The sequence below is a fragment of the Lactococcus sp. S47 genome, from assembly GCF_016517475.1.
GTDB classification, from domain to species: domain Bacteria; phylum Bacillota; class Bacilli; order Lactobacillales; family Streptococcaceae; genus Lactococcus; species Lactococcus lactis.
Genome location: NZ_JACVUB010000001.1, coordinates 162,943 through 188,742, shown reverse-complemented (window position 1 = coordinate 188,742; position 25,800 = coordinate 162,943). Strand labels below are relative to the sequence as shown.

The 25,800-nt window shown below is 34.3% G+C and carries 28 protein-coding genes and 1 other annotated feature (1 of these 29 only partly in view); of the genes, 5 read left to right on the top strand and 23 right to left on the bottom strand.

The genetic code is table 11. The features are described from left to right. Positions 1 to 36, bottom strand: a sequence feature (ribosomal protein L21 leader region); it reaches 38 nt to the left of the window's first position. Positions 37 to 92: 56 nt separating this feature from the next. Next, on the bottom strand, positions 93 to 1,268 hold the full coding sequence (locus tag IAE52_RS00900) for a DUF998 domain-containing protein (protein WP_003130638.1): 1,176 nt from the start codon (positions 1,266 to 1,268) through the stop codon (positions 93 to 95). Beyond that, complete coding sequence (locus tag IAE52_RS00895) at positions 1,261 to 1,662, bottom strand: DUF1934 domain-containing protein (protein ID WP_026138891.1); 402 nt, start codon at positions 1,660 to 1,662, stop codon at positions 1,261 to 1,263. Before IAE52_RS00895 ends, IAE52_RS00900 begins: the two co-directional genes overlap by 8 nt. 174 nt (positions 1,663 to 1,836) lie before the next feature. On the opposite strand from IAE52_RS00895, the gene IAE52_RS00890 reads away from it, so the two are divergent. The 3 genes from IAE52_RS00890 (at position 1,837) to IAE52_RS00880 (ending at position 4,547) form a co-directional block, all read left to right on the top strand. Then, positions 1,837 to 3,198 carry an HD domain-containing protein gene (locus tag IAE52_RS00890; RefSeq protein ID WP_109990844.1) on the top strand — a complete coding sequence of 454 codons (1,362 nt, stop codon included), beginning with the start codon at positions 1,837 to 1,839 and terminating at the stop codon, positions 3,196 to 3,198. Between the two features lie 46 nt (positions 3,199 to 3,244). Then, positions 3,245 to 4,060 (top strand): sugar-phosphatase, encoded by an 816-nt coding sequence (gene yidA / locus IAE52_RS00885; RefSeq protein WP_003130632.1) that lies wholly within the window; start codon positions 3,245 to 3,247, stop codon positions 4,058 to 4,060. A gap of 121 nt (positions 4,061 to 4,181) precedes the next feature. After that, a complete protein-coding gene (locus tag IAE52_RS00880) occupies positions 4,182 to 4,547 on the top strand; it encodes an iron-sulfur cluster biosynthesis family protein (RefSeq protein WP_003130630.1) in 366 nt (121 codons plus the stop codon). A gap of 38 nt (positions 4,548 to 4,585) precedes the next feature. On the opposite strand, the gene IAE52_RS00875 is transcribed toward IAE52_RS00880, so the two are convergent. From IAE52_RS00875 to pyrE, 6 genes are all read right to left on the bottom strand, one after another. Further along, the gene (locus IAE52_RS00875) at positions 4,586 to 5,359 is read right to left on the bottom strand and encodes a Nif3-like dinuclear metal center hexameric protein (RefSeq protein ID WP_109990843.1); all 774 of its coding nucleotides are present in this window, start codon (positions 5,357 to 5,359) and stop codon (positions 4,586 to 4,588) included. Continuing rightward, complete coding sequence (locus tag IAE52_RS00870) at positions 5,356 to 6,048, bottom strand: tRNA (adenine(22)-N(1))-methyltransferase TrmK (RefSeq protein WP_021722524.1); 693 nt, start codon at positions 6,046 to 6,048, stop codon at positions 5,356 to 5,358. Before IAE52_RS00870 ends, IAE52_RS00875 begins: the two co-directional genes overlap by 4 nt. Beyond that, positions 6,041 to 6,697, bottom strand: a complete 657-nt coding sequence (gene nth / locus IAE52_RS00865; protein ID WP_012897695.1) for an endonuclease III — start codon at positions 6,695 to 6,697, stop codon at positions 6,041 to 6,043. The genes IAE52_RS00870 and nth overlap by 8 nt, the downstream gene beginning before the upstream one ends. Positions 6,698 to 6,718: 21 nt before the next feature. Continuing rightward, on the bottom strand, positions 6,719 to 7,387 hold the full coding sequence (locus tag IAE52_RS00860) for a DnaD domain-containing protein (RefSeq protein ID WP_021722526.1): 669 nt from the start codon (positions 7,385 to 7,387) through the stop codon (positions 6,719 to 6,721). Between the two features lie 404 nt (positions 7,388 to 7,791). Next, a complete protein-coding gene (locus IAE52_RS00855; RefSeq protein WP_033899410.1) occupies positions 7,792 to 9,063 on the bottom strand; it encodes a dihydroorotase in 1,272 nt (423 codons plus the stop codon). A gap of 227 nt (positions 9,064 to 9,290) precedes the next feature. Further along, a complete protein-coding gene (pyrE, locus tag IAE52_RS00850; RefSeq protein WP_003132758.1) occupies positions 9,291 to 9,920 on the bottom strand; it encodes an orotate phosphoribosyltransferase in 630 nt (209 codons plus the stop codon). On the opposite strand from pyrE, the gene IAE52_RS11620 reads away from it, so the two are divergent. Further along, a complete protein-coding gene (locus IAE52_RS11620) occupies positions 9,901 to 10,029 on the top strand; it encodes a hypothetical protein (RefSeq protein ID WP_255531042.1) in 129 nt (42 codons plus the stop codon). The two genes, pyrE and IAE52_RS11620, sit on opposite strands and share 20 nt — an antisense overlap. A gap of 461 nt (positions 10,030 to 10,490) precedes the next feature. Here the strand turns inward: IAE52_RS11620 and IAE52_RS00845 are convergent, their stop codons facing one another. From IAE52_RS00845 to IAE52_RS00820, 6 genes are all read right to left on the bottom strand, one after another. After that, entirely contained in the window at positions 10,491 to 10,679 is a 189-nt protein-coding gene (locus IAE52_RS00845; protein WP_109990841.1) for a hypothetical protein, read from the bottom strand. A 33-nt stretch (positions 10,680 to 10,712) separates the two neighbouring features. Next, positions 10,713 to 10,892, bottom strand: a complete 180-nt coding sequence (locus tag IAE52_RS00840; RefSeq protein ID WP_012897690.1) for a hypothetical protein — start codon at positions 10,890 to 10,892, stop codon at positions 10,713 to 10,715. Positions 10,893 to 10,904: 12 nt separating this feature from the next. Next, positions 10,905 to 11,624: a hypothetical protein gene (locus tag IAE52_RS00835; RefSeq protein ID WP_109990840.1), complete on the bottom strand. Its 720-nt coding sequence runs from the start codon at positions 11,622 to 11,624 to the stop codon at positions 10,905 to 10,907. A 246-nt stretch (positions 11,625 to 11,870) separates the two neighbouring features. Continuing rightward, complete coding sequence (locus IAE52_RS00830; RefSeq protein ID WP_042230271.1) at positions 11,871 to 12,728, bottom strand: XRE/MutR family transcriptional regulator; 858 nt, start codon at positions 12,726 to 12,728, stop codon at positions 11,871 to 11,873. Positions 12,729 to 12,901: 173 nt separating this feature from the next. Further along, a complete protein-coding gene (locus IAE52_RS00825; RefSeq protein ID WP_039115323.1) occupies positions 12,902 to 14,809 on the bottom strand; it encodes an ABC-F family ATP-binding cassette domain-containing protein in 1,908 nt (635 codons plus the stop codon). Between the two features lie 177 nt (positions 14,810 to 14,986). After that, on the bottom strand, positions 14,987 to 15,379 hold the full coding sequence (locus tag IAE52_RS00820) for a Spx/MgsR family RNA polymerase-binding regulatory protein (protein ID WP_033900228.1): 393 nt from the start codon (positions 15,377 to 15,379) through the stop codon (positions 14,987 to 14,989). 224 nt (positions 15,380 to 15,603) lie between these two features. On the opposite strand from IAE52_RS00820, the gene IAE52_RS00815 reads away from it, so the two are divergent. Next, the gene (locus IAE52_RS00815; protein WP_021464703.1) at positions 15,604 to 16,254 is read left to right on the top strand and encodes a redox-sensing transcriptional repressor Rex; all 651 of its coding nucleotides are present in this window, start codon (positions 15,604 to 15,606) and stop codon (positions 16,252 to 16,254) included. Positions 16,255 to 16,341: 87 nt separating this feature from the next. On the opposite strand, the gene radC is transcribed toward IAE52_RS00815, so the two are convergent. The 9 genes from radC to IAE52_RS00770 all read right to left on the bottom strand — a co-directional run bounded on the left by radC (position 16,342) and on the right by IAE52_RS00770 (position 25,654). Next, complete coding sequence (radC, locus tag IAE52_RS00810; RefSeq protein ID WP_021722532.1) at positions 16,342 to 17,022, bottom strand: DNA repair protein RadC; 681 nt, start codon at positions 17,020 to 17,022, stop codon at positions 16,342 to 16,344. Positions 17,023 to 17,152: 130 nt separating this feature from the next. Further along, on the bottom strand, positions 17,153 to 18,970 hold the full coding sequence (gene glmS, locus IAE52_RS00805) for a glutamine--fructose-6-phosphate transaminase (isomerizing) (RefSeq protein WP_058203696.1): 1,818 nt from the start codon (positions 18,968 to 18,970) through the stop codon (positions 17,153 to 17,155). A gap of 180 nt (positions 18,971 to 19,150) precedes the next feature. Continuing rightward, positions 19,151 to 19,807: a phosphatase PAP2 family protein gene (locus IAE52_RS00800; RefSeq protein WP_200136625.1), complete on the bottom strand. Its 657-nt coding sequence runs from the start codon at positions 19,805 to 19,807 to the stop codon at positions 19,151 to 19,153. A 6-nt stretch (positions 19,808 to 19,813) separates the two neighbouring features. Continuing rightward, entirely contained in the window at positions 19,814 to 21,139 is a 1,326-nt protein-coding gene (locus tag IAE52_RS00795) for a cell wall metabolism sensor histidine kinase WalK (protein WP_033900236.1), read from the bottom strand. Positions 21,140 to 21,142: 3 nt separating this feature from the next. Next, positions 21,143 to 21,658, bottom strand: coding sequence for a DUF2127 domain-containing protein (locus tag IAE52_RS00790; RefSeq protein ID WP_058203693.1), 516 nt, complete (start codon positions 21,656 to 21,658; stop codon positions 21,143 to 21,145). A 19-nt stretch (positions 21,659 to 21,677) separates the two neighbouring features. Further along, entirely contained in the window at positions 21,678 to 22,364 is a 687-nt protein-coding gene (locus IAE52_RS00785) for a response regulator transcription factor (protein ID WP_023164051.1), read from the bottom strand. Positions 22,365 to 22,489: 125 nt separating this feature from the next. Continuing rightward, positions 22,490 to 23,446 carry a glycosyltransferase family 2 protein gene (locus IAE52_RS00780; RefSeq protein WP_015426264.1) on the bottom strand — a complete coding sequence of 319 codons (957 nt, stop codon included), beginning with the start codon at positions 23,444 to 23,446 and terminating at the stop codon, positions 22,490 to 22,492. A gap of 2 nt (positions 23,447 to 23,448) precedes the next feature. After that, positions 23,449 to 25,071, bottom strand: coding sequence for a glycosyltransferase family 39 protein (locus IAE52_RS00775; protein ID WP_109990839.1), 1,623 nt, complete (start codon positions 25,069 to 25,071; stop codon positions 23,449 to 23,451). 139 nt (positions 25,072 to 25,210) lie between these two features. Beyond that, complete coding sequence (locus tag IAE52_RS00770; protein ID WP_003130996.1) at positions 25,211 to 25,654, bottom strand: divergent PAP2 family protein; 444 nt, start codon at positions 25,652 to 25,654, stop codon at positions 25,211 to 25,213. Between the last annotated feature and the right edge of the window lie 146 nt (positions 25,655 to 25,800).

Sequence of the window (25,800 nt, the reverse complement as noted above, 5' to 3'; positions counted from 1 at the left end):
CACTTAATACGAAACTTCGTGCGGTTGCACTTTATGAGACTTCACAAAGACAACTATATTATTATACTACTTCTTTTTCTACTTTTCAAGTCTTATTTTTCACTTTTTTCTTCTATAGAATTAAGCGAGACTTTATAAATCTTTTTCGTATTCCAAAGCATATTAATCAAAGTATTTACCAGTAAGAGTAACCAAGCAAAAGACAAGCTAAAAGAAAGAATTTCAAAAGCCGTTAATGTCAAATAATGAATAGGATGCCATAAAACATAAGAGATTAAGATAAGACCTACAATAAAATAAGACATACGATATAAATTTGGATCAGCATTTGGTAAAAACCAACGAATTCCTAGTATCGAAATAGCCATAAATAAGACTATTAATTGAGCAACAATGTCATGAGCAATATGCATCCAGCCTGGATCATTGGGAATTAATCCAACTAAAGCAATTGAAATAGCACAAAGTGTCAATAAAACTTGCAAAATATTTTGTCGATAATGACTGCCCGCTTTTTGCCTTAATGAAACAAAAATATAATCAATTAATGCTGCAAATAAGGCTGCCGAAACAATTAACGTCAGATTAAATTGCCAGCTTGAACGTGAAGCCTGAGTTCCAAGCAAACTAAAATTCCTTTGCCACCAGTACTGATTTCCATTGGTGGCCATACTTGAGACGAAACCACCAATAGAAACCACTAAAAGCATTGTTACCATCATATTAATCGAAAAAGTATCTACAACAAAAATCATGACATAATTAATGATTCCAGAAAAAATAGTAAAGATTAGGGTGGAAGTAAAGAGTCCAAAACTTACACCATAAAAAATTTGACCTAAAAACCAAAAAAGGCCCATCGATGCTAAAATGACGATAAGTAAAACAGATAAAGTGACTGTTGCAAATGTCCGCCAGTAACTTCTTTTGGTCATCTGTTTATAAAATTCTTTTCTGCGAGAGAAATAAGCAGAAATAAAAGTCAGCATCCCTACTGCATTAGCAATTGTAATAACCGCCGTTGCCAAAGATTCATTTCCAGAAAGCGCGATAACATGAGGATGTTTTAGGACAAAGGCAAAAATAATAAAGATAAATGCAGAAATAATCGTTGGAATAATAAACCACTTGGGCGCCTTATCTGATTTTCTGGCATTGATTTTTCGAATGGTAAAACTATCAGCCGCTAAATCGACGATTTCAATTTCTTCGTTTTCTTTAAGGTCTAATCGTTCATATATTTCTTTAGGTAGATGAATTTTATCCATTTGTTTCTCCTTCCACATTTTGCTCTCTCCAGTCAATTCTCAAATGATAATCGGCTATTTTTTGGGCACCTTGCGAAAGTTGGTAATTAATTTTAATTGTCCTGCTCTCATGATCAATGCTTAAAGCATTTGTCAAAATTGATAGTTCTCCTAAACCTTCATATTCAGTTAAACCTGGAATTTCTGGATGAAAATGCATTTTGATAGGTCGCTTTGCAAAACGGGTCATTATCACTTCTTTTTCATCAAATTTAAGTAAAACTTTTTCATTTGCAGCATTTTGATACTTGAGTAAGGTCTGATGTTCTCCTTTTTTCAACTCTCCCTGATATATTTCTTTGACCAACTCTTCTTGCTGGTCAATTTTAATTCTATTCCTAATTATAATTTCCATAATCATATTTTACTATAATTCCTTGAATATTAAAAACATAGTCTGTGCTAAAAAGATTAAGGTGATGAGGGTCTGCATTTTAGGAGAAAATAGGGTATAATTAGGATAAAATAAGGGAAAATCTGATTTATTTTTAATAGAGAATAGACCTTAAATTTTAGAGGGGGTTTTATTTTGGAAAAAGTCTTTCGTGACCCAGTTCATGACTATATCACGGTGAATCATCCTGTAATATCAGAATTGATTGACACTGCTGAATTCCAACGTTTAAGACGAATTAAACAACTTGGAACATCAAGCTTTACCTTCCATGGAGCTGAACATACCCGTTTTTCTCATTGTTTGGGTGTTTACCACATTGCCAAAAGGATTACTGATTATTTTAGTCGGAATTTCCCTTTGGAATGGAATCCTGATGAGAATCTTTTAACTCAGTGTGCAGCCTTATTACACGATGTTGGACACGGTGCTTATTCACATACTTTTGAAGGTTTATTTAATACAGACCACGAGGCGGTCACTCGAGAAATAATTACTTCTCCTGATACAGAAATTAATGGAATTTTACGCAAAGTCTCCCCTGATTTTCCTGAAAAGGTAGCTTCTGTTATTTCTCATGAATATTCTAATCCTCAAGTTGTTCAATTGATTTCAAGTCAAATTGATGCTGACCGCATGGATTATCTCCTTAGAGATGCTTATTTTACAGGTGCTGTCTATGGACAATTTGATTTAACTTGGATTTTAAGAGTGATTGTTCCTACGGAAAATGGAATTGCTTTTAAGTACTCAGGAATGCATGCAGTTGAAGACTATATTGTCAGTCGATACCAAATGTATATGCAGGTTTATTTTCATGCTTCTTCACGCTCAATGGAAGTTTTACTGCAAAAGTTACTCGCACGTGCTAAGTTTTTATATGCCAGTCAGCCAGACTATTTTGCGATATCAAGTCCTTGTCTCGTTCCCTTTTTCGAGCAAAATCATAATTTACAAGATTATTTAAGACTTGATGATGGCGTTATGAACACTTATTTTCAAGTTTGGATGAGTCATGATGATGAAATTCTCGCTGATTTAGCTTCTGCTTATGTCAATCGTCATTTACTCAAATCAATTACTTTTGACCCCAAGACTGTAGAATTAGAAGATTTAGAAATTTTATCTTCTTTAGTTGAAGAAGCAGGCTTTAATCCTGACTATTACACTGGTATTCATAGTAATTATGATTTACCTTATGATTTCTATCGACCAAGTTCTGAAAAACCGCGGACTGAAATTAATATTTTACAAAAAAATGGTTCGCTTACAGAGCTGTCAGTACTTTCTCCACTTATTAAAAGTTTGACAGGTACAATTCATGGAAATAGCCGATTCTATTTTCCAAAAATTATGCTAGAAAATCCTGAATTTACCAAGTATATTGTTAATGACAGCTTGGTGATTAATCAAAATTTTACTGACAGAAATTCTACTGCCTCTGAAAATACTGACGGCTCTGTCAGTAAACAATTATCACTTGATGACAACCTATAATTGCTAAATATTTAATAAATTGAAAGAAATAGAAAGAGAAATTCTTATGATTAAACTTGTTGCTATTGACCTTGACGGAACTTTACTTGACCCTAATCGCCAAATTACTGCCGAAGTAAAAACGGCTGTTAAAAAAGCTAAAGCGGCTGGCGTTAAAATTGTCATTACAACTGGCCGACCTTTACCTGGTGTTGTTGATATTCTAAAAGCACTTGAATTAACTGACCAAAGTGATTATGTTATTACTTATAATGGTGGGTTGGTTCAGCGAGCAACTGGTGAAGAATTTATCAAAGAAACTTTGAGTTCTGAAGATTGGCTTGACTTAGATGCTGCTGCTCGTAAAATTGGACTGCCGATTCACGCAATCACTCGCGAGGGAATCTATACTCCAAATCACGATGTCGGAAGATATACTGTCCAAGAAGCCCAAATGGTTAAAATGCCACTTTATATTCGCCAACCCGAAGATATTGCTGCTTTAGAAATTGCTAAAGTAATGATGGTTGATGAACCTGCGGCTCTTGATGACGGAATTGCATACCTTCCCTTCGAATTCTTTGAACGATATAATGTAGTGAAATCAACACCGTTTTATTTAGAATTCATGAATAAAAAAGCAAGTAAAGGGTCAGCAGTTCAACATTTGGCTGAGAAACTTTCTTTTGACTTGGATGAAGTAATGGCTATTGGAGATGAAGAAAATGACCGTTCAATGCTTGAAGTTGCAGGTTGTCCTGTTGTGATGGAAAACGGAAAATCGGAATTGAAAAAAATTGCTAAATATGTAACTAAATCAAATGCTAAATCAGGCGTTGCTTATGCGATTAATGAATGGGTTTTAAAAGATTACCAAGATTAATTAAAAATTTATGAGCATTATTGTTCCCTACTGAACTTTTTAGCGTTATAATATAAGTATAAAAAGATAACAAATAGATGAATTTACAAGTCATCTCTTGATATATAGTGGAGGTAATAAGATGAAAATTACATTTGATGAAAAAACAGCTGATAAAATTAAAGCATTTGGTGATGTTGATTTAGTTTTTGACTTTGACCATACTTTGAGTGAAGTCAATACTGAAGTTGATGCTTGTGCTGGTGGAATTTCTCGCTATCGTATCGTTGCCGTAGAAAAAGGAAATGTTCCTGAAGTTTTTGATGCAAGTATCGATTCTGAATTTGGACCAATTTATTATAAAGGTTATGGTTCTTACTTCTTCCAAGATGAAATGTCTACCAAAATTAATCCTTCATATAATTTGATTGAATTGCGAAGTACAGCTGAATTGCTCAGCCCTAACCTTTTAATCGTTGACTTCCGTGGTAAACAAAAAGCTAGCTAATTAGTCCCAACCAAAAAGACCCTCCAAGAGGGTCTTTTTTATATGTCATAAAATGGATTTGTCTTTTCTTGGCTTTCATAAATCTTGACACCCATATCAAAAGAACGAAGCTTGTCAGCAACTAATCCAATAAAAGCATGCTCAATATAGTGACCAGGGTCTATTCCTAATAAACCAGCTGAAAGCATATCATGACCAACATGATAATAAATATCTCCTGTTATGTAAATATCTGCCTTTTTTTCCAAAGCTTTAGGCCATAATTTTCCACCTGAACCACCACAAATTGCAATTCTTCCAATTTTTTGAGTCAAATTATGGTCATAAGTGATAAGACGTAATCTCTCTAACCCAAATGCTGCTTTCACTTTTTCTGTCAGCACTGATAATTCTGTCAGTTCAATATTTCCAACACGTCCCAATCCTTCTTCGTCATCTAGCACTTCAATATCAGTCATTCCAAGTAACTGACTGAAATAATCATTTAAACCACCAGTAACCACATCAATATTTGTATGGCTGGTATAAACAGCAATTCCAGCTCGCGCCAAGTCCAAAACTAATTTTTCCTGATCATTCATTGAAGTCAATGCAGAAAGGGGGCGGAAAATCAAAGGATGTTTAGCAATAATCAGATTCACACCCAGCGCTTTTGCTTCTGCCACTGTTTGCTCACGAATATCCAAGGTTACCAAAACTTTTGTTAGTTCATCGTTTGGGTTCCCAACTTGTAAACCTACAGGATCACCTTCAACAGCTAATTCTTTGGGGCAAAATTTTTCGTATTCAAGCATAAAATCAGAAATTTTCATCGAAGCACTTCCTCAATTCTCGCAATTTGATTTAAAACCTCTTGACGTTTTTCGGCTTGTTCTTCAGGCAAACGAGCAATAATTTTATTCAAAGTATTTAATTCCTTTTGCCATTTTTGTTGAAAAACAGTTGATTTTTCTTTAGATAAAAAAGGGCCAAATGTTAAATCATTTACTGACAACTTTTCTGTCATTAATTTTGAGAGTGGTTCGGCAACGATAATCTCGTAAAACTTACCAGCCTCCAATAAAATCTCTTCTTTTTTAATGACAAATTGATGATTCACTAACCACTGACGGAGGCTTTCCTCATGATTATTAGGCTGCAAAATCAAACGTTTAACATGGCCTAACTTTTCTTTACCTGCCTCTAAAATTTCGGAAATTAATATTCCTCCCATACCAGCAATCACGATTGTATCAATCTTGTCAGTATTTTCAATAGCACCTAAGCCATTGGCCAATCGAACCTCAATCCGATCACTTAAATCAGCTTCTGATACATGATTTTTAGCAATTTCAAAAGGCCCTTTAACCACTTCTCCCGCTACCGCAAAATCAATCACCAATTTTTGCATCAAATAAGTTGGTAAATAAGCATGGTCCGAGCCGATATCAGCAAGTCTTGCTCCATTATCAACATAGTCAGCTACTGCTTTCAAACGTTTTGAAAGTTTAATTTCATTCATTTTTTAAATATTTCTTTCCAAATTTACAATAATCTAAAACAGGACAGTCTGCACATTTCGGCTTTTTGGCTGTACAATGATAACGCCCAAAGAAAATGAGATGGTGATGTGCTTGTACCCATTTTTCTTGCGGAATCAGCTTCATCAACTTTTCTTCAACTTCTAAAACTGTTGCTTTTTGGGGAACGATATCCAAACGTTTAGAAACTCGTTCAACATGTGTATCAACCGCAATCCCCGGAATTCCGTAGGCTTCTGCTAAAACAACATTTGCTGTTTTTCGACCCACCCCCGGTAAAGTTTGTAAAACCTTTTTATCCTTTGGCAAATCAGGCAAAAGGTCCCCAAAGTCGGTCACTAACATCTGTGATGTCCGTAAAATATTTTTAGCTTTAGTCTTGTAAAGACCAATTGTCCGAATCAGCTTTTCAATTTCTTCCACTTTAGCCTGTGACATTGTTTGTGCATCTGGAAAAGCCGCAAAAAGAGCCGGCGTCGCCTTATTAACTCCTTTGTCAGTTGCTTGGGCAGATAAAATTGTCGCAATCAATAGTTGAAAAGGAGTTTCCCACTCTAATTCTCCGTGAGCTTGCGGGAACATGTCTTCAATAATTTCTAAAGCTTCAAGATATCTTTTTTTACTTAACATCGTGCACGTCCATTATCTCTATTAACTATTCCATGGTCCATCCAAAGGAATATAAAAATCTTCTTGTGGTTTCTTTCTCTTAGCTTCTTCGCGTTCCATTTGTCGACTCTCAATCGCTTGAAGAGAATTCACCCCATCATTTTTCCAATTTCGTAAAATAGCTTTAATGTAATTTAAAGATACCTTACGATTGAGGACTGCTTCACGCAAAGCTTGTTTAATCAACGAAAAGTCATAACCATCTTCAAACAGCCAAGCTCTCAATTCTTCCATTTGTACAGGAGAAATCATGCCCATTTCTGCTTCAAACATGCTAACTAATTCTTTAAGCTGCCCCTCTTCCTGAACTTTTTCATTCTCTGGAGTTGAACTCGCAACAGCACCACCCAAAATTTCATCTAAGTGCTTAAAGGCCGGGCTAATATCAAAGAAAGTTTCCATTTCTCCATCAATTTCAATTAAAGTCACCTTCATTGCTCCAAATTTGGACAGATTATCAATGGCCTGATTGACTTCCGATAATTTTTTACCTGTTTTTTCAGCAATTTCACTAGGTGCAATATCTTGATTTTCAAAAAAGTATAACCAAATCAAAAAATCAAAAGCAGAAGGGAAAAGCTTACTAAAATGTGCTAAAATCACATTTGGTAAGACAAGATGCCCTTTGCTATATTCATCGTAATAATTCATAGAACTATTATAGCATATCGCGTCATTATGGTTCAATGAACTTCACATAAAAACTACTTAAATCAGTTAAACTTTAGAAAATTTTTAATCAATTATTTTATACTATTTAATTTCAGAGCTTAATTTCCTAAAGTAATTATTTTCTTCAATTACATTTTTGTAAGAATTTAGCAAGCAAATCCTTGATATACTATACTTATAAACAAAAGGACATTTGAAAGGAAATAAACAATGAAAACACAAACAGAAAAAATTACTCAAAAAGTAGAAAATGAAAAATCAATCAAAGATAATTTAGAAATTATCCACTCACTTAATGACTTACTCTACAACGGTTCTTTATACTGATGTAAAGTAACACAAAAAAGGACCTATGAAAATTAATTTCTTAGGTCTTTTTTTTATTATTTCGCTTGATAGACTATTTTTCCATCACATATTGTATATTTGACTTGCCCTTGAACTTTCTGTTTAATAAATGGAGAATTGGTCGCTTTGGAGTCAAATGTTTCACCGACCTGATAGTCATTTTCAGCGTCAAAAATGACGAGGTCAGCTGGTCCATTTTCTGCGAGGTAACCTGCATCAAAATTATAAAGTTTAGCTGGATTAACGGTCATTTTTGTCAGTAATTCACTGAGTGTCAAATGGCCTTTTGCGACTAAGTTTGTCAAGCCAAGTTGCAATGAAGTTTCTAATCCAATCATTCCTGAAGGCGCCTTATCAAGGCTGACATTTTTCTCTTCATGAGTATGAGGGGCATGGTCTGTGGCGATGACATCAATCGTTCCATCTTTCAATCCCTCAATTATTTTACCGATATCAGCAGTTCTACGCAATGGTGGGTTGAGTTTAGCATTGGTCCCTTGCTCAAAAATCATTTGTTCTGTAATCGAAAAATGTTGTGGAGTCACTTCTGCTGTGATATTTGCTCCTAAATTTTTGGCAAATCGCACCACTTCAACAGATTCTCCAGCTGATAAATGTTGAATGTGCAAGCGAGCGCCTGTTTCGTAAGCAATCATAGTATCACGCGCCATCATGCTGTATTCTGAAACAGTCGGTGCCCCTGTGAAGCCACATTTATGAGCCACTTCGCCATCATTCACTCCTAAAGTTCCAATCAAATTTGGATCTTCTTCATGAATTGAAATCAGGCTGTCAGTTAATTTCGCTTTTTGCAGAGCTTTACGTAAAACGCCAGCATCTGTCAGTGGAATACCATCATCAGAAAAGCCGATTGCTCCTGCTTTAATGAGTTCATCAAAATCTGTTAAATGCTCTCCATCAAAATCTTGCGTAATTGACCCAACTGTATCAATCTTAATATCTTCTTTGTCAGCAATTTCTAAAGTTTCTGTCAGTACTTTTGGCGTAGATAAAATAGGTTTTGTATTTGCCATCATAACTACTCTTGTAAAACCACCAGCCGCAGCTGATTTTGCACCGCTATGAATCGTTTCTTTATGTGTTTGTCCTGGTTCACGAAAATGAACATGAACATCAATTAAACCAGGGGCAACGACTAATCCCCTTGCATCAACAATTTCTGCATTTTCTACTGACAAATTTAAGCCGATTTTTACTATCTTGTCATTTTCAATCAGAATATCTAACACTTCATCTCGATTTGATTTGGGGTCAACAAGTCGTCCATTTTTAATTAATAAAGTCATTTTCTTCCTTTCATAAATTACTGACAGAACAATCAGCTTTGCTGACTTGTTCATTTATCCACCGATTCAATGTCTCCCTTTGGTCGCATTGAACTGACAGAACAATCAGCTTTGCTGACTTGTTCATTTATCCTCCGATTCAATGTCTCTCTTTGGTCGCATTGAACTGACAGATATTCCAGAACCTAATTATTTACTGACAGGCTCTTTGAATTTCTGTCAGTGAATTAATTTTGCCAAGTTTCTTGATTTTCTTTGAACTTTTTAAGTAATTCTAATTCTTCTTTTGTCACATAACCCGTTTCTTTAGCAATTTCAATCAATTCAGAATAAGTTGTCAAAGTGGCTAATTTAACACCAGCATCAGCAAATTTTCTGTTCGCTTTTTCTAATTCATAAGTGAAAATTGCAACCACACCAAGAACATCAGCACCTTCACGTTCAGCGGCTGCAACAGCTTCTAAAACAGAACCACCAGTCGAAATCAAATCTTCAACCACAACCATTTTTTGGCCTTTTGTCACACGTCCCTCAACTTGATTACCTGCTCCATGGTCTTTTGGTTTACTACGAATATAAGCAAATGGTAATTTAAGATAGTCAGCAATAATTGCACCATGAGGAATTCCTGCTGTAGCAGTTCCTGCAATGACTTCAACTTCTGGAAATTCCGCTTTAATCAATTCTGCAAAAGCACCTTCGATTTGGCTTCTAACTTCCGGATAAGCTAAGGTCACCCGATTATCAGTATATATTGGCGACTTAATTCCTGAAGCCCAAGTAAAAGGTTGACTTGGTGAAAGACTGACCGCTTTAATTTCTAATAAATCTGCAGCAATGGCTTTTGATATTGACATATTTTCTCCTTCTAGTTTACTGACAGAACCATCAGCAAAGCTGACAGTTCATTTTTCTACCGATTCAATAATTCCCTTTGGTCATATTGAACTGACAGAACTACCGTAGCGAGTATAGATAACGTGCAGCCCAATCCTGGTAGTTGTCAGCAATAAAAAACACTTGCCAAGAATCCTAGCAAGTGTAAAAAGTATCAAAACAAATTCACTTTTACTGACAGAAAATCCTGTCAGTAAAAATAGAATCAATTTTTCCTGATTTCAACCTTGCTAGCCTCTCTGGACTAGTTTAAAAGTTATATTGCTTATTAGTTTAACAAACTTGAGCCAGATTTGCAAGTCTTATTTTTTCGACTTATGATAATTGGAATCAAAAAACATTGTAATAATATTGAATGCAACCATAGACAAACCAACGCATTTCATTTTATTATCAGCCGAATAGTTTGTATAAACATACCAAACCAAAACCATAAAAAGAAATCTTAAGATAACATCTGCTAAAAATATAAATTTTTTCATTAAATTCCCTCAATGATTGAAAATCAAATCCCCTCAGCCCTAACCCTATCATTTATTTCTATGAAAAGCTTGCATGATAAGACTTAAAATGCTAAGAATTACTGCAATACTTGCAAAAATATATTTAAGTATGCTAAGGCCATTTGGAAAAATAAAAATTAAAACACCGAGTATTACGGCAAATATACTACTCAGATATTGTACGATTCTTATACTCTTTTTAGTAATCATTGCCATTCAAACCCCCAGACTCCTCCACTGAAATCTTAGTTATTTTCTCAAACTCTTATCAAAGAAAGTTGAAACTAAAACAAACAGTGCAATTACAAACCCTAAAATATAACCAATGCTCCATTTCTCGGAATTGTTAATTAGAATAGCACCACCTAAAAATAAAATTGTACGAACGAGAGCTATAGCAACAAATCTTTTCTTGTTATTATTTTTCATCATAAACCTCCTTCATTGCCATCCCCACTTAGTTGGAATAAGTCCCCAGTCAATCCAGATTCCTCCATTAACACTTGAAGCTGCAGCGGCTGATGCTGCCAATTTAACCACCCAAGTCGTTGGCATCCAAATCGTCGCAATTGAAACAGATGTAGGACCATACTTCAAAATTTTATTTACGTCATTTTTACTTAAAAACAAACGCACACCATACCAGTGAAATTCAACTTTTGTTACTCCTACATGTTTAGTAGCCATAGAAGTAGCAGAATTCTTCAAAGTCGTTGGGTTTTCAGCTAAAATAATGGAATTTCCTTTTTGAACAACCTTAACATCAATATCAGATTTTTCGATTTTTTGAGCTCCAACGATAAGTTGTTGATTTGCAATTTTAACTGATTCATTTAATTTATTTATTTCTTCACCACTTGTATTTTGAGGTAACACATTATGATTTACAACATATTTCCCATTTAAAAAAGATATAGCATTATCAAAACGATTGATAAAGTATTGATTAATTTGACCATTATTCGTCGTTGGCGTAGTTGGTTGGCTTACTGCCAACAAGTCAATATCACCAGAATAGTTTGAAACTTGATTTACATTTTTAGCTTCGAGTTTTTGTGATGAGACCTTATTGTGTGCAGATTGGGCAAGCCCAAGACTTCCACCCGTTACGAGTAAAATTGTTAGACTTGAAAATACTAGATTATTTTTTAAATGTGACATATTTTTTCTCCTTTTTGAGATGCGATGCAAATCAATAGAGATTTTGCATCACTGCTACGGTGACATTTCTTCTTTCAAGATTTTTAACCCTCCTTTTACCATTCTGAGTGAGCGACACTCAAGATTCATGAATCATTTTCTAAAATGATTATATCAAATCAAACTGCCCCAAAAAGCCTTTTCCGAAATCTCGGAAAAATTTTTTATAAAAAATAAAAAGGGAACTCAAATCCCTTTTATATCCCACTAGTTTTTTACAGATTCATCAAATATTTTTTGATAATAAGCCTTCATCTCTGGCAAACCCAATTCATCAAAAAGACGGATAGAACTCTCCATTTTAGCTTTCCCCTCGGCAGTTTTTCCTGATTGATGAAGCAATAAGCCAAGAGTAAAGCGAGACATATTACGGCAAAATAAATCCTTTTTATAAGGTATTAAAGCAATATTAACATCTTCCAAGAGTTTTTGAGCAATGGAATATTTATTCTCACTAATATACTTTACAGCTGCTCGGCAAACAATTTGGACAATTTTTTCCCGATATTTTTTAACTTTGAGATAATGCAAATTTTCTTTCCAAAAGTCTTTCATCAAAGAGAGAGTCAAACGGGTATTCAAGTGTTCTACAACAAACGAAAGAATACTTAACTCAAAATATGACCAAACTTCGATATTAAACATTAAATCAGTAACTTCAACTTCTTCTCGCTCTGTCAATCCATAAAGCAAATTTTGAGTCGCTAGAAATATCATTCGATTTCCTTGTTCATTATCATACTTTCCAGCCTCACTATTAATCGCTTTTAATTTTACAGTATCTTGCATATAATTCGCATCTTCAATTTCATCACAAATCTCAACAAAATAATCAGAATGGTAATTGTTAAAAAAATATTCAAACTCAGAAACCTCAATATGCATTAATTCTAAAGCTGCATCTAATTTATCAAATCTAAGAATAGACTTTCCACTTTCAAAATCTGACAGTGATGATTTTGACAAACCTACTTTTCCAAAGTCAGTTAATCTAAAGTTTCGTTGTGTTCGTAAATCATAGAAAATTTCTCCCATCAAAGAGATTGTTCTATTGCTTTTTACCATCCCACATTCCAGCATTTCAATTTATTTTGATTAAATTGTACTACTTTTTAACAAAAAAGCAATGATTGTTTCGCTTTATTTAAATATAGGATTTTTAGATTACAAAACAAAAAAACGCAAAGCTTTCAAGCTTCGCGTTTTAGCTTATTTACACTAAATTCTCTTCACAACACTTACAAATTTTCCAATTCTTCCATCGCTTCTAAAAGAGTCATTTCTATCTCATCTTTTTCATCATTAAAGAGGTCAATTTCAGCTTGTAATTCTCCTAATTTAACAAAATCAGCGGTATTTTCTTGCATTTCCAATAATAGAGCTGCAATTTTTGCTTCCAAATCGGCTAGTTTCTCTTCACAAGCCTTGATTTCGCGCTCTACTTTACGTCGATTCTTTTGAGCTTCTTTCTGAGCTGTAAAATCTTGTTGAGCTAAACTTTCTATCGGTTCCCCATTTTCTGAAGAATTACTCTCAGCTTGTACTTCTTCTTTTTTCTCGACATAATAATCATAATCTCCCAAAAATTCTGTACTTCCTTCGGGAGCAATTTCTAAAACTTTGGTAGCTACTCTATTGATGAAATAGCGGTCATGAGAAACAAACAAGATTGTTCCTGGAAAATCAATCAAAGCATTCTCCAAGACCTCACGTGAATCAATATCCAAGTGATTGGTTGGTTCATCTAAAACTAAAAAGTTATCGTGATCCATTGCTAATTTAGCAAGTAAAAGACGGGCTTTTTCACCACCCGAAAGCATCCCAACCGTTTTCTTTACATCATCTCCACTAAAAAGAAAGGCTCCAAGCATATTGCGAATTTCAACTTCATTAAGTAAGCGATGCTCATTCCATAATTCGTCTAAGACAGTATTGGAAGCTGTCAATCTTCCTTGTTCTTGGTCATAATATCCCAAAGTAACATTGGCACCCAATTTTGCTTGACCTGCTAAAAATGGAATCTGTCCAACAATTGACTTAATCAATGTTGTCTTACCTACTCCATTTGGTCCAACAATAGCAAGGGACTCACCTTTACGCTCGTCAATGTTAATCGGACCAGAGAGACGATTATCTTCATAACCTACCGTTGCTTCTGAAACGGTTAAAACAACATTTCCAGACGTTTTTTCAGGAGTAAAAGTAACATTGGCCGATTTATCATCACTTGTTGGTGCGTCTAAACGCTCCATTTTCTCCAACTTTTTACGACGCGATTGCGCCATTTTAGTCGTCGAAGCCCGAACTAAATTTCTGGCAACATAGTCCTCTAATTTAGCAATTTCTTTTTGTTGTTTTTCAAAATTTTTGAGTTCTAACAAGAGTTTTTGCTCTCTTTGTTCAACATAGCGAGAATAATTTCCAGAAAAACGAGTCAATTCTCCTCTAGATAATTCTAAGACTTCATTAACCACTTTATCCAAAAAGTAGCGGTCATGACTGACAATTAATAAACTACCTTCGTAATTTTTAAGGTAATTTTCAAGCCAAGCTAAAGTTTCAATATCTAAGTGGTTAGTTGGTTCATCCAAAATCAAAAGTTGTGGTCTTTCAAGCAACATCTTAGCAAGAGCCAAACGTGTTTTTTGTCCCCCCGATAAACTTGAAATTTCTCTTTCCCACATTGTTTCATCAAAGCGAAAACCATTTAAGACAGACTTAATTTCAGATTCATAAGTAAATCCATTTTTCATCCGAAATTCTTCTGATAAAGCATCGTAACGTTTCATCAAAGCTGTCAATTCATCCCCAGCAAGTTCTCCCATTCGCAATTCCATCTGGCGCAATTGTTTTTCCATTTGGCGAAGCGAATCAAAAACAGAGAGCATTTCGGCAAATATTGTCCTTGAGGAATTCAGCCCAGTATCTTGCGCTAAATAATTCATTGTCAAATCTTTGGTCTTGGATACAGTTCCGCGACTCGCTTCTTCAACTCCAGCAATAATTTTAAGCAAGGTTGACTTACCAGCTCCATTTCGGCCAACTAGGGCAATTCTTGAATGGTCTTGTAAACTAAAATTGATATTTTCAAATAAAACATCGCCACCAAAAGTGCGTGCAATTCCATTCCCTTGCAGTAAAATCATGATATTTATCCTCTTCGTTAAATCTCAAAGCATATTTTTAATACTTCGTTTTCCCTTTTCATATGATAGAAAAGCAGTCCTTCTATTATAGCATTTAAGGCAAGTTTTTTGTAGTTCTTCCAAATTCTTAAAATTAAAAAGCTTACCAAATCTGATAAGCTAAAAATAAAATTAATATTAGACTAAAATTAATCTTTCGCGCAATTCAATTCTCCTAACTTCTGGTGGAATAAACGCTCTGATTCCATCCTCGTTAAAACCAATCAATAGACAGTCCTCGTCAAAAATTAATGGTCGTTTTAGAAGACGTGGATTTTCCTGAATTAATTCAAAAGCTTTTTCTAGTCCTAATTCATCGAAATTATAATTTAAAGATGCGTATGTTTTCCCTCGGGTCGCAATTATATCCTCAAATCCGTTTTCAGTCAAGGATAAAATTTTGATTAAATCATCTTTTTCCATAACATCTTTTGATAAATTAATTTCTTCAAATTCAATGTGATGTTTACGTAACCATTTTTTAGCTTTTCTACAAGATGAACATGAACCACTAAGATAAATTTTAATCATATTTTCTCCCTATCTATTTTTTCATATTTCTATTCTAACATGAAAGCGCCTTAATTAAAAGAGGAAAATAAATATTTTTTTAGAATTGTAATCAATTTCTCATTTTTTGTAAATATTCCATTCCTTTTGTTTGATAATTTCACAAATTTTTGATAAAATTATCACAAAGAAACTAAATATTACTTAGTTTTAATAAAATCGAATTAAATTTTTGAGGTATAACAATGACTGATCATAAACCAAGCAAAAGCTTGCCTAAAGCAACTGCTAAACGACTGCCACAGTACTATCGACTGTTCAAAAGTCTTGTCGAAGAAAATGTGACACGCACAAACTCACAACTTATTTCAGAAAAAATTGGAGTAGATGCTGCCACAATTCGCCGAGATTTCTCTTTATTTGGCGAATTAGGCCGACGTGGATACGGCTATGAAACGAAAGTGCTCCGTGATTTCTTTGGAGAACTTCTTGGCCAAGACCAAGAAACGCATATCGCTCTAATTGGTGTCGGAAATCTCGGTCGTGCATTACTTCATTATCAATTCCAAGATAGAAACAAAATGAGAATCACGCAAGCCTATGATATTTCTGGCAATCCCTTAGTTGGAACACAAACGGATGATGGAATTCCAATTTATAATATTTCTGATTTAGAAAAAAATGTTAAAAAATCGGATATCAAAACAGCAATTCTCTCTGTTCGCAAAGAAAATGCCCAAGAAGTTGTTGACACTCTAGTCAAAGCTGGTATCAAAGGTTTCCTAAACTTTGCCCCAATTCGTTTGAAAGTCCCTTCAGATGTGGTTGTTCAATCAATTGACTTAACTAAGGAGCTGCAAACACTACTATTTTTCATGGGAGCTCAAGAAAACTAAATTAGTACAAAATAAAAGAACAGTTTTTATTGACTGTTCTTTTTCTTTTCTTTATAGTTGAGAAGTGATTGTTTGTTATATAATCCTTCATTTTCTGATCTCTTCTTCCCGAAAACTAAAATAATTACCAGCCCCTACAATAATATGGTCAATAAAATTGATCCCCACATCCTCACAAGATTTTTTTATTTTGTCAGTAAATATTTTATCAGCCTGACTGGGTCGTAAATTTCCTGAGGGATGATTATGTGCAACTAACAGTCCTACTGAGAGATTTTTTATTGCATGATAAAGAATCTCTCTAGGGCTTGCAGTTGCCTGATTAACCGCCCCTATAAAAATTGTCTTTTTTTCAATAATTCGATTTTGACCATCTAAATAAGTCGCCACAAGATGCTCTTGCTCAAAATTTTGCATTTCAAAAGCAAGACTCAGGCCATACTCTCTGGAACTCAAAACTTGACCGTAACGTTTTCTATTAGTGGTTTGTATCCTTTTTCCAAATTCAATCATTGCTCGAATTTCAATGGATTTTGCCAGTCCAATGCCTGAAATTTCTCTGAGTTCATTAATCGAAGCTTTGCGCAAATTATCCAAAGTTTCAAAATGTTGAAGAATTTCCAAGGCCAAATTTAATGATGAGTATTTTTTTGTCCCTGTTCGCAATAATATCGCTAACAGCTCAACATCAGACAAGCACTCTTCTCCTAAAAATTCTAAGCGTTCCCTAGGTTGCATCGGATACGGATTTTCTCTTAGTTCATACATACTATTATATACGGAAAAATCTGGCCTTTGTCACTGACAAAAGATTAATTAACCAAAAAAGTTCTGATGAATCTCAGAACTTTTTATTTTTAGTTATCATTTTACTGACAGAGATTTCTGTCAGTAACTTTTATTCAACTGTTACTGCTTTAGCTAAGTTACGTGGTTTATCAACATCAAGTCCACGTTGCATTGACGCATAATAAGCAATTAATTGTGTTGGAATAACCATTGAAATTGCTGACAAATAAGGATGAACTTGGTTGACAACAATTGTATCATCTTCACGGGCCACTCCTTCTTCAACAATTGTGATAGCTGAGGCTCCACGAGCCACTGTTTCCATTACATTTCCACGAGTATGAGCTGCTACTTCTTCATTATTAGAAATTAAAGCAAGTACTGGAGTTCCTTTTTCAATCAATGAAATCGTTCCATGTTTTAATTCTCCAGCAGCAAATCCTTCACATTGAATATAAGAAATTTCTTTTAATTTGAGAGAAGCTTCCATTGCTACATAATAATCTTGTTTTCGACCAATATAGAAGGCATTGCGAGTAGTTGGCAATAAGTCAGCTACAATTGCTGCAATTTCATCCTTTTCAGATAAAGTGGCTTCAATTGATTGAGCAACTAAAGACAATTCTTTAACTAAATCAAATTCTTTTGCTTTAACTTCCCCTTCAGCCTCACCAACTGCCTTTGCAAGAAAAGCCAAGGTTGCAATTTGTCCTGTATATGCTTTGGTTGAAGCAACTGCAATTTCTGGTCCAGCACCGATTAACATTGTATAAGTTGCTTCGCGTGACAAAGTAGAACCGGGAACATTTGTAACTGTTAAGCTTGGAAGTCCTAATTCATTTACTTTTACTAAAACCTGACGGCTGTCAGCCGTTTCCCCAGACTGTGAAAGGAAAATAAAGAATGGTTTTTGGCTCAGTAAAGGCATATCATAGCCCCATTCTGAAGCAAGACCAAGTTCAACCGGTGTATTTGTCAAAGATTCAAGCATCATTTTTGCCCCAAAACCTGCATGATAAGACGTTCCGGCGGCAATAATATAAATACGATCAGCCTCTTGAATTCCTTTGATAATGTCTTGATCAACTTTCATTGTTCCATCTTCATTTGCATAAGTCGCAATGAGTTTACGCATAACTGCGGGTTGCTCATCAATTTCTTTGAGCATGTAGAAAGGATAAGTTCCTTTTCCAATGTCAGATAAATCAAGTTCAGCTGTGTATGACTCACGTGAAAGTACATTACCTTCGTAATCCATAACTGTAACATTATCTTTTGTTAACACAACAAGCTCTTTATCGTGAATTTCCATAAATTCAGACGTTTCACGAATCATCGCCATAGCATCTGAGCAGACCATGTTGTAGCCTTCGCCAAGGCCGATTAATAATGGTGATTTATTTTTGGCAACATAAATCACTTCTGCATCTTCGCTATCCATAAGAGCAAAGGCATAAGAACCTTGAATTAAGCTTAGAGCTTTTTTGAATGCTTCAAGTGTTGATAGTCCTTCTTCTTCAGCAAATTTAGCAATTAAATGAATCGCAATTTCAGTATCGGTTTGTCCTTTAAAAGTATCATTCATCAAAAATTCGTTTTTAAGTTCAACAAAATTTTCAATCACACCATTATGTACTAAAATAAAGCGACCTGATGTTGAAGTATGTGGATGAGCATTGTCTTCCGTTGGTTTACCATGAGTAGCCCAACGTGTGTGACCAATGCCGGCTGTTCCTGAAACATCAATCCCTAACTTTCCTCTTAAGTCTGCAATACGTCCGACAGATTTAACTAATTTTGCTGCTGTTTCTTGACCATTTACAAAAATACCTGCTGAATCATAACCACGATATTCAAGTTTTTCTAGTCCTTGCATCAAAATATCAGTTGCATTTTTACTACCTACAACACCAACAATCCCACACATAATAAAGCTCCATTTAACTCACCTTTAAAATTGGTATAGTTAATTATTTTTCTAATATTTATTTATAAATAGCATTATATTACACTTATTTGTCATTGTCAAGTATAAAACTTCTAATAAAACTCAAAAAGACGATAATTGGTATAATTTATTTTCGACATTAATAAAAACCAATTGATATCAATTGGTTTTTTTAGATTTTTCTTGATACTTAATATATGTGGAGTAAGTAAGTAATAGAATACTAATTCCTTCGAGAAATCCGCCGATTGTATCACTTGGATAATGTACCCCTACAAAAATTCTTGAAAACATTACTAATGCAATTAATATAATACATAAAATGCCTAATAAAATTTTAGAAGAACGATTTTTAAGTTTTCCTAGACAGATAAAGAAAATACTTCCAAAAATAATTGTTGCAAAAATGGAATGTCCGCTTGGAAAACTTTTCCCAGCTTCATTGGCAAAAGCCGCTAACCGATGAATATCAGGACGCTCTCGACCAATAATTACTTTAATAGCAGTATTTAAAGCAAGGCTTAAAACAACTGTTGCCGCAAACCAGATTGTCGCTTCTTTCTGTTTAAAGAGAAGAAATAAAACCAAAGCAAGTAGAACTGCGACAATTATTCCACCTTTATCTCCAAAAATATTTGTCATATGAGAGAAAAAGTAAGTGAGCCCTGAGGAGCTTTGCAAATGAAAAGCCCAAGTTTGAATCGGCCGATCAAAAGGAAATGGACCATGAGTAAAATCAATTTTAACAAAGAGCGCTAAAATTAAAAAGGCAAGGGTGGTAATAGCACCCGAAATATAATAGATTTTTTTATTCATAATTAATTAGTTTTCTATAGACTCCATTAGGAGATGAAAAGTTGACCCTTTCGGAGAAGTATTTGAAACAAAGACTTTGGCATCATTCAATTGTGCATATTCCTTCGCAATTGCCAAACCAAGTCCTGTTCCAGGAATTTCACTTGAACGGGATTTATCAATTCGATAAAATCGTTCAAAAATATTATCTTTTTCTTCTTCTGGAACGCCAATACCTTCGTCAGCAACCTGAAAATCAACTTGATGATTTTCCAAAGTAATATTTATTGTAATTTCTGAGTTGGAAGGTGAATATTTTCCAGCATTTTCAAGAAAGATAATAATAATTTTGTATAGCGCCATTTTATCCATGCTGACAAATAAATCTGTTTGGATATCAAAGTTTATTTTTTGTCTTAGCGCGAGTTGAATTTCACTGACCACTTTGTCAGTAAATTTACTTAAGTTAATTCTTTCTTTTTTCATTTCTAAATGATTTCCTCTAGAAATGGTCAGTAAATTTTCGATTAAAACTTTCATTCTCATTGATTCTTCATCAATATAGGAAAGTGACTCATCAACAATTTCTGGATGTTCATGCCAACGTCTTTTGAGTAAATTCACATGTCCGCGAATTGCAGCAACTGGCGTTCTTAGCTCATGTGAAGCATCCGAGACAAATTGTTGCTCATTTTCAATTTTTTGATTCAGTCGATTGAGCAAACGATTGAAACTTTGACTTAACTGATGAACTTCAAGAGGATTTTTACTGACAGGAACTTGTTTAACATCCTTTCCATCAGTTGCCACCACAATATCTGTCAAAGGCTGACTAATCGTTCTGGCCGCTTTTTGAATTAAAATCAAAGCAAGGAAAAAGAGGAAAATCATGACAGCAATAATAACTAATATAGCTCTAATCATTGATTTAACTACAACATTTATATTCAACCATAATTCGGCTTTGGTTCCATTTTTAGAAGTTTTTGAACTATATAAAAAGATATCATCTCTTAATAGACTAAAATTTCCCCAAGATTTTCGTGATTTTAAAAAATTTGTTGTTCCTTGACTCTCTTCTCTTTGACCTGAAGGACTTGTCAGTCGAACAAATGTAGCTTTTTCGTCTTTTTCACTATCAAGTTTAAATTCATCCCAATTCACTTGCCCATTAGTTGCTGCCGTTTGAACGGAATTTAAAAGTGCCGCTCCCTCACTCTTACGGATTTGTAAACTTGTAAATGCAACAATTCCGGAAACAATGATTGTAATCAACAGACTAAAAATTAAGAAAATACGGACAAAAGTATCGGTAATAATTTTGGCACTTGTTTTTGATTCTATTTCTTTCATTCGCTAATTTACTTTACTATTTTTTAAGGGAGAGTATGAGCCCTCTTTTGAAATATGTGCTTTTAACTTACGGTATTCTAATAAGGTTAAAATAATCATCAATACGTCAACCGCACATAAAACGAGCATTGAAATTGACCCATGATTAAAAAATTCAAAGATTTGATAAAGAATAAAACCAACTAAAAGTAATATTGATAAGGGGTATGACCATAGAATCTTTTTCCAGAGCAGAGCCAACGTCACCAACTTTAGTGCACCATGTAAAAGTAAATATACAATAGCAAATAAAGTAGCATCATTGGTCAGCCTTTCTCCTGCATTTGTAATCATCGTAGAGAACGGGCTTAGAGAAATAGCCAGTGCAAGATGGTGAATAGTTGCTTTAATTAAATCAAGTGGAACAAAGATTAAAAGTAAACCTGATATAAATTCAACAAAAGCAAAAATACTTTTACCCAGAAGCATTGTGTTAAAACTAACATCTAATAATTCTTCTTTATTTTTCACTTTATTCATGGCTACCTCTTTTCCTCTCTCAGTTTTCGTTATTTAAACGATAACCTATACCACGAACGGTTTCAATGAGAGATTTATGATTTGGCAAATCAATTTTAGCACGAAGGTAGCGAACATAAGCATCCACGGTATTTTCCTGACCGTCAAAATCCATGCCCCATACATCATCCAAAATATCTGCTCGACTTACAACTATACCACGATGTTCTAAAAAATAGCTTAACAAAGAAAATTCTCTTTGGGTCAAATTGACTGTTTTACCAGCCACTTCTGTTGTATGAGCACTTAAATCAACTTTTAAGTAATCAAGTTCATAGACCTTGGAAGAAGAATTTGACCATTTCCTAAAAATCAACCTCAGCCGAGCCAATAGCTCCTCAATTTCAAAAGGTTTAGTAATATAATCATCTGCTCCCGCATCAAGACCGGCGACTTTATCTCCAATATAATCACGCGCCGTCAAGAAGATAATTGGTGTATCAGGCTGAATTTTTTTCATTCGACGTAACACTGTCAAGCCATCTAATTTTGGAATCATCCAATCAAGCAAAACAACATCAATAGCAGGCTTAGCAGTTTCAAATATTTCCAAAGCAGAAAGGCCATCAAAAGCGGTTGAAACTTGATAATCTTCAAAAATCAACTCTTTTTTGACATAATCAGAGAGACTCGGTTCGTCTTCAACAATCAAAACATGGTAGCTCATTTGGCACCTCGCCTTTCTTTAATTGCAAATGTAATCAAAAATTTTTATTTACTTGCTCATTATAACAAGCATAAAACAAAAAAACCATACGGTTTTTCTGAATAATTAATGATAATTTATCATTTTTAATCTTCGTTAATGAAGTCTTCAATCAAATAACGAGGACGTTGTTTAACTTCCAAGAAGATTTTTCCGATATATTCACCAATTACACCTAGAGCTAATAGATTAGCCCCACCAAATCCAACAATAGCCAGCATTGTCGAAGCCCAACCTGCAACGTCAGAACCATTAATAAAATGGCGAGCAATAATATAAATTGCTCCTACAATAGCTAGCAAAAACCAAATTAAACCAATCCAAAAAATCAAACGCATCGGTGCAGCTGATGTTGAAGTAATTCCATCCAGCGCAAAACTAATCATTTTTTTCAAAGGATACTTACTTTCACCGGCAAAACGTTCTCCACGTTTATAATAAACGATATCAGATTTATAGCCAACCAAAGGAACCATTCCTCTTAAAAAGAGATTTTGTTCAGGAAATTGAGCTAAACCGTCAAGGGCACGGCGACTCATTAAACGAAAATCAGCATGATTAGGAACACTTTGGCTCCCCAAACCTTGCATTAATTTATAAAAAGCTCCAGCAGTTCTTCTTTTGAAAACTGTATCAGTGTCCCGATTATCCCGTACACCATAAACGATATCACAGTTCTCATTTTCAAATTTTTCAAGCATTTCATCAATTGCATTAATATCATCTTGCAAATCTGCATCCATTGAAATAACGCAATCTGCTAAATTTCTCACGGTCATTAAACCAGCAAGCAAAGCATTTTGATGTCCTCGATTTCTCGAGAGATTAATCCCACTAAACATCGGATTTTCATTATGTTTTTCTTGAATTTTTTCCCAAGTCTTATCTTTTGAGCCATCATTAACATAGACAACTCTACTTTTTGGACTAATAATATTATTTGAAATCAATTGTTCATATTTAGCCTTGAGACGTTCGGAAGTTTCATCAAGTACCAGTTCTTCATTGTAACATGGCACGACCATATAAAGAATCTTAGTCATATTCACTCCTTAATTTTTTTCTTTTTAAACTGCTTATCTATTAAACCTAAACTTGCTAAAGCAATCATAACAGGGGCAAATTGATAAAGGTAACGTGAATTTGTTTCCCATAGAATAAGGAAAAAACTCAATCCAACAAAGGCCAAAGCTGGAATAAACCAGGGATTTGACCAATTTCTCTTGCTGATTAAAATTCGCCAGATTTGACGCCACAGTAAAACAACTAGGCCAATCCAATAAAGGGTTTGAACAGCCTTTAGCATAAACCAACCTGTTATATTACCAGGGCCATCCAAAGAAAATGAGGTTCCTGATAAATAATCAAAGTAACGATTAATAAATTTATTTTCATGATGATAAGTATAAAACGAACTGTTCAAATCACCATATAACCAAGTATAGGCCAATTTACGTCCAATTTGTCGCACAACTCCGACAGGTCCCATCTTCTTAAGATTGTCTATGAAGAGTTGTTTATCAGCCTCTTTTTTCGCTTCATAAGTTGGGAAAGATTCAGAATAGAGCCTCACTTTCTTATTGAATCCACCCGTTTTATTAGTTGGCGACCAAGACATAGCAATCCAGTGCATCATCGGAAGATTACGACGTTCATTAGCCTCTTGAGAAAAAGCTGGCTCGGTCGCAATAGTTGCTTTAACCATGAAATGTCCCCCAACAAATAAAATAGCAAACATTGGAAGTAAAAGCAAAAGTTGTTTCCACTTTTTATTAAGTCCAAGGAAAATCAAAACAGCAATAAGCACAATTAACACCGTTGGCTTAAATTCATAACCTATAACTGCCAATACTGTTGCCAAAAAATACCATAGAACTTGTTGAGTTATTTTTTGTGATTTAATGGCACAAATAAAGAACAACAAACTAAAGGATACAAAAGGAAGTGTAATCGTATCACTATAGAGTTGTGCACCATAAACGTAAAAAGGTAAGAACCCGAGAGCACAAACATTGTATAAGAGCGCATGTCTTTTCCCGCTCAAAGCCTTAACACTTAAGGTTCCAGCTAAAACTCCGAGACTTGTCAACAGTGCAGACACTGCTGTCACAACCCACATTTTTAGTTCAACACTTCCTGCAAATGGAGAGAAAACTTGATTAAATAAAATCCCTAAAAATTGATTATTTGGATAACGAAGAAAATATCCTAAACGCGAAGCAGTTTCAGGTAACAGTCCAAAAGATTGACCATGGAGTTCTGTCGTAGAATTAAATATAACGAAATAGTCCCAAGCATGCTTACTATCAGGCACATGAATCATAAAAAGAAACGGCAAGATAAAAGTTAACAAAGCTACTAACCAAAAGCTTATTCGATAATATTTTGTTACTGACAAGTCTGTAAGTAACTCAATTTTACTGACAGACTTGTCAGTAGTTTTATTTTTATCCTTCAAGTCAAAAAGTTTTTTCGATAATTTATAAATTCCAACAAAATAAAAATAGGCTGCTATTAAAAGAATATTTCCTAACAAAAGCGCAATGATGTGATCTGCGTTCCACACTTGCGTCAAAGAAATAGCAATCCCGTTAATTAAAAGAAAGAGTCCTATCATTAAGGCAAGACAGAATCCTTTTTTATACTTAATAAATACTATATTATTCATATTACCATTTTACCATAGCTTGGCTTTTGTTTCTTACAATAACCTTAATTTTTAGATGATAATTTCTCATTTTTTACTTCGCATTTATAAACTACACTATAGTTAACGCTTACGACTCTGATTGCAACAGAATTTTTTCTTAATTCATTACTAAAGCAACAATTATTCCTAAAATTGTTCCACCCATCACTTGAATTGGTGTATGCCCCAATAATTCTTTTAAATTTTTATCTACTTTGATTCCGGCATTTTCGACATTTTGTAACATTCGATTAATAATTCTGGCTTGATTTCCTGCCTGTCTTCTAATACCTTGGGCATCATATAAAACAACGAAGGCTAAAACAGTAGCAATAGCAAAAAGCGATGAATCAAATCCTTGTCTCAATCCAGTAGCCGTTGCCAAAGCAACAACCAATGAACTATGAGAGCTGGGCATTCCACCTGTTGCAAAAATTAATTGCCAATTAATACGATGTGTCCGAATAAGTTCGATAATTATTTTAATTAACTGAGCCAGAGCCCAACTCACAATGGCTGTCATTAAAATTTGATTATGAAAAATCTGATTAAAAAAGTTCATAATAGTCTCCTTTTACTAATAAAAACCTACTAACTATCAGTAACTCTATTATACATCATCTATCTTTTATTGATGTCTGATTTGCTGACAAATACAGAAAGTCTGTCAGTAAATATAGTTCTTTTTTAAATACAAAAAAAAACAAG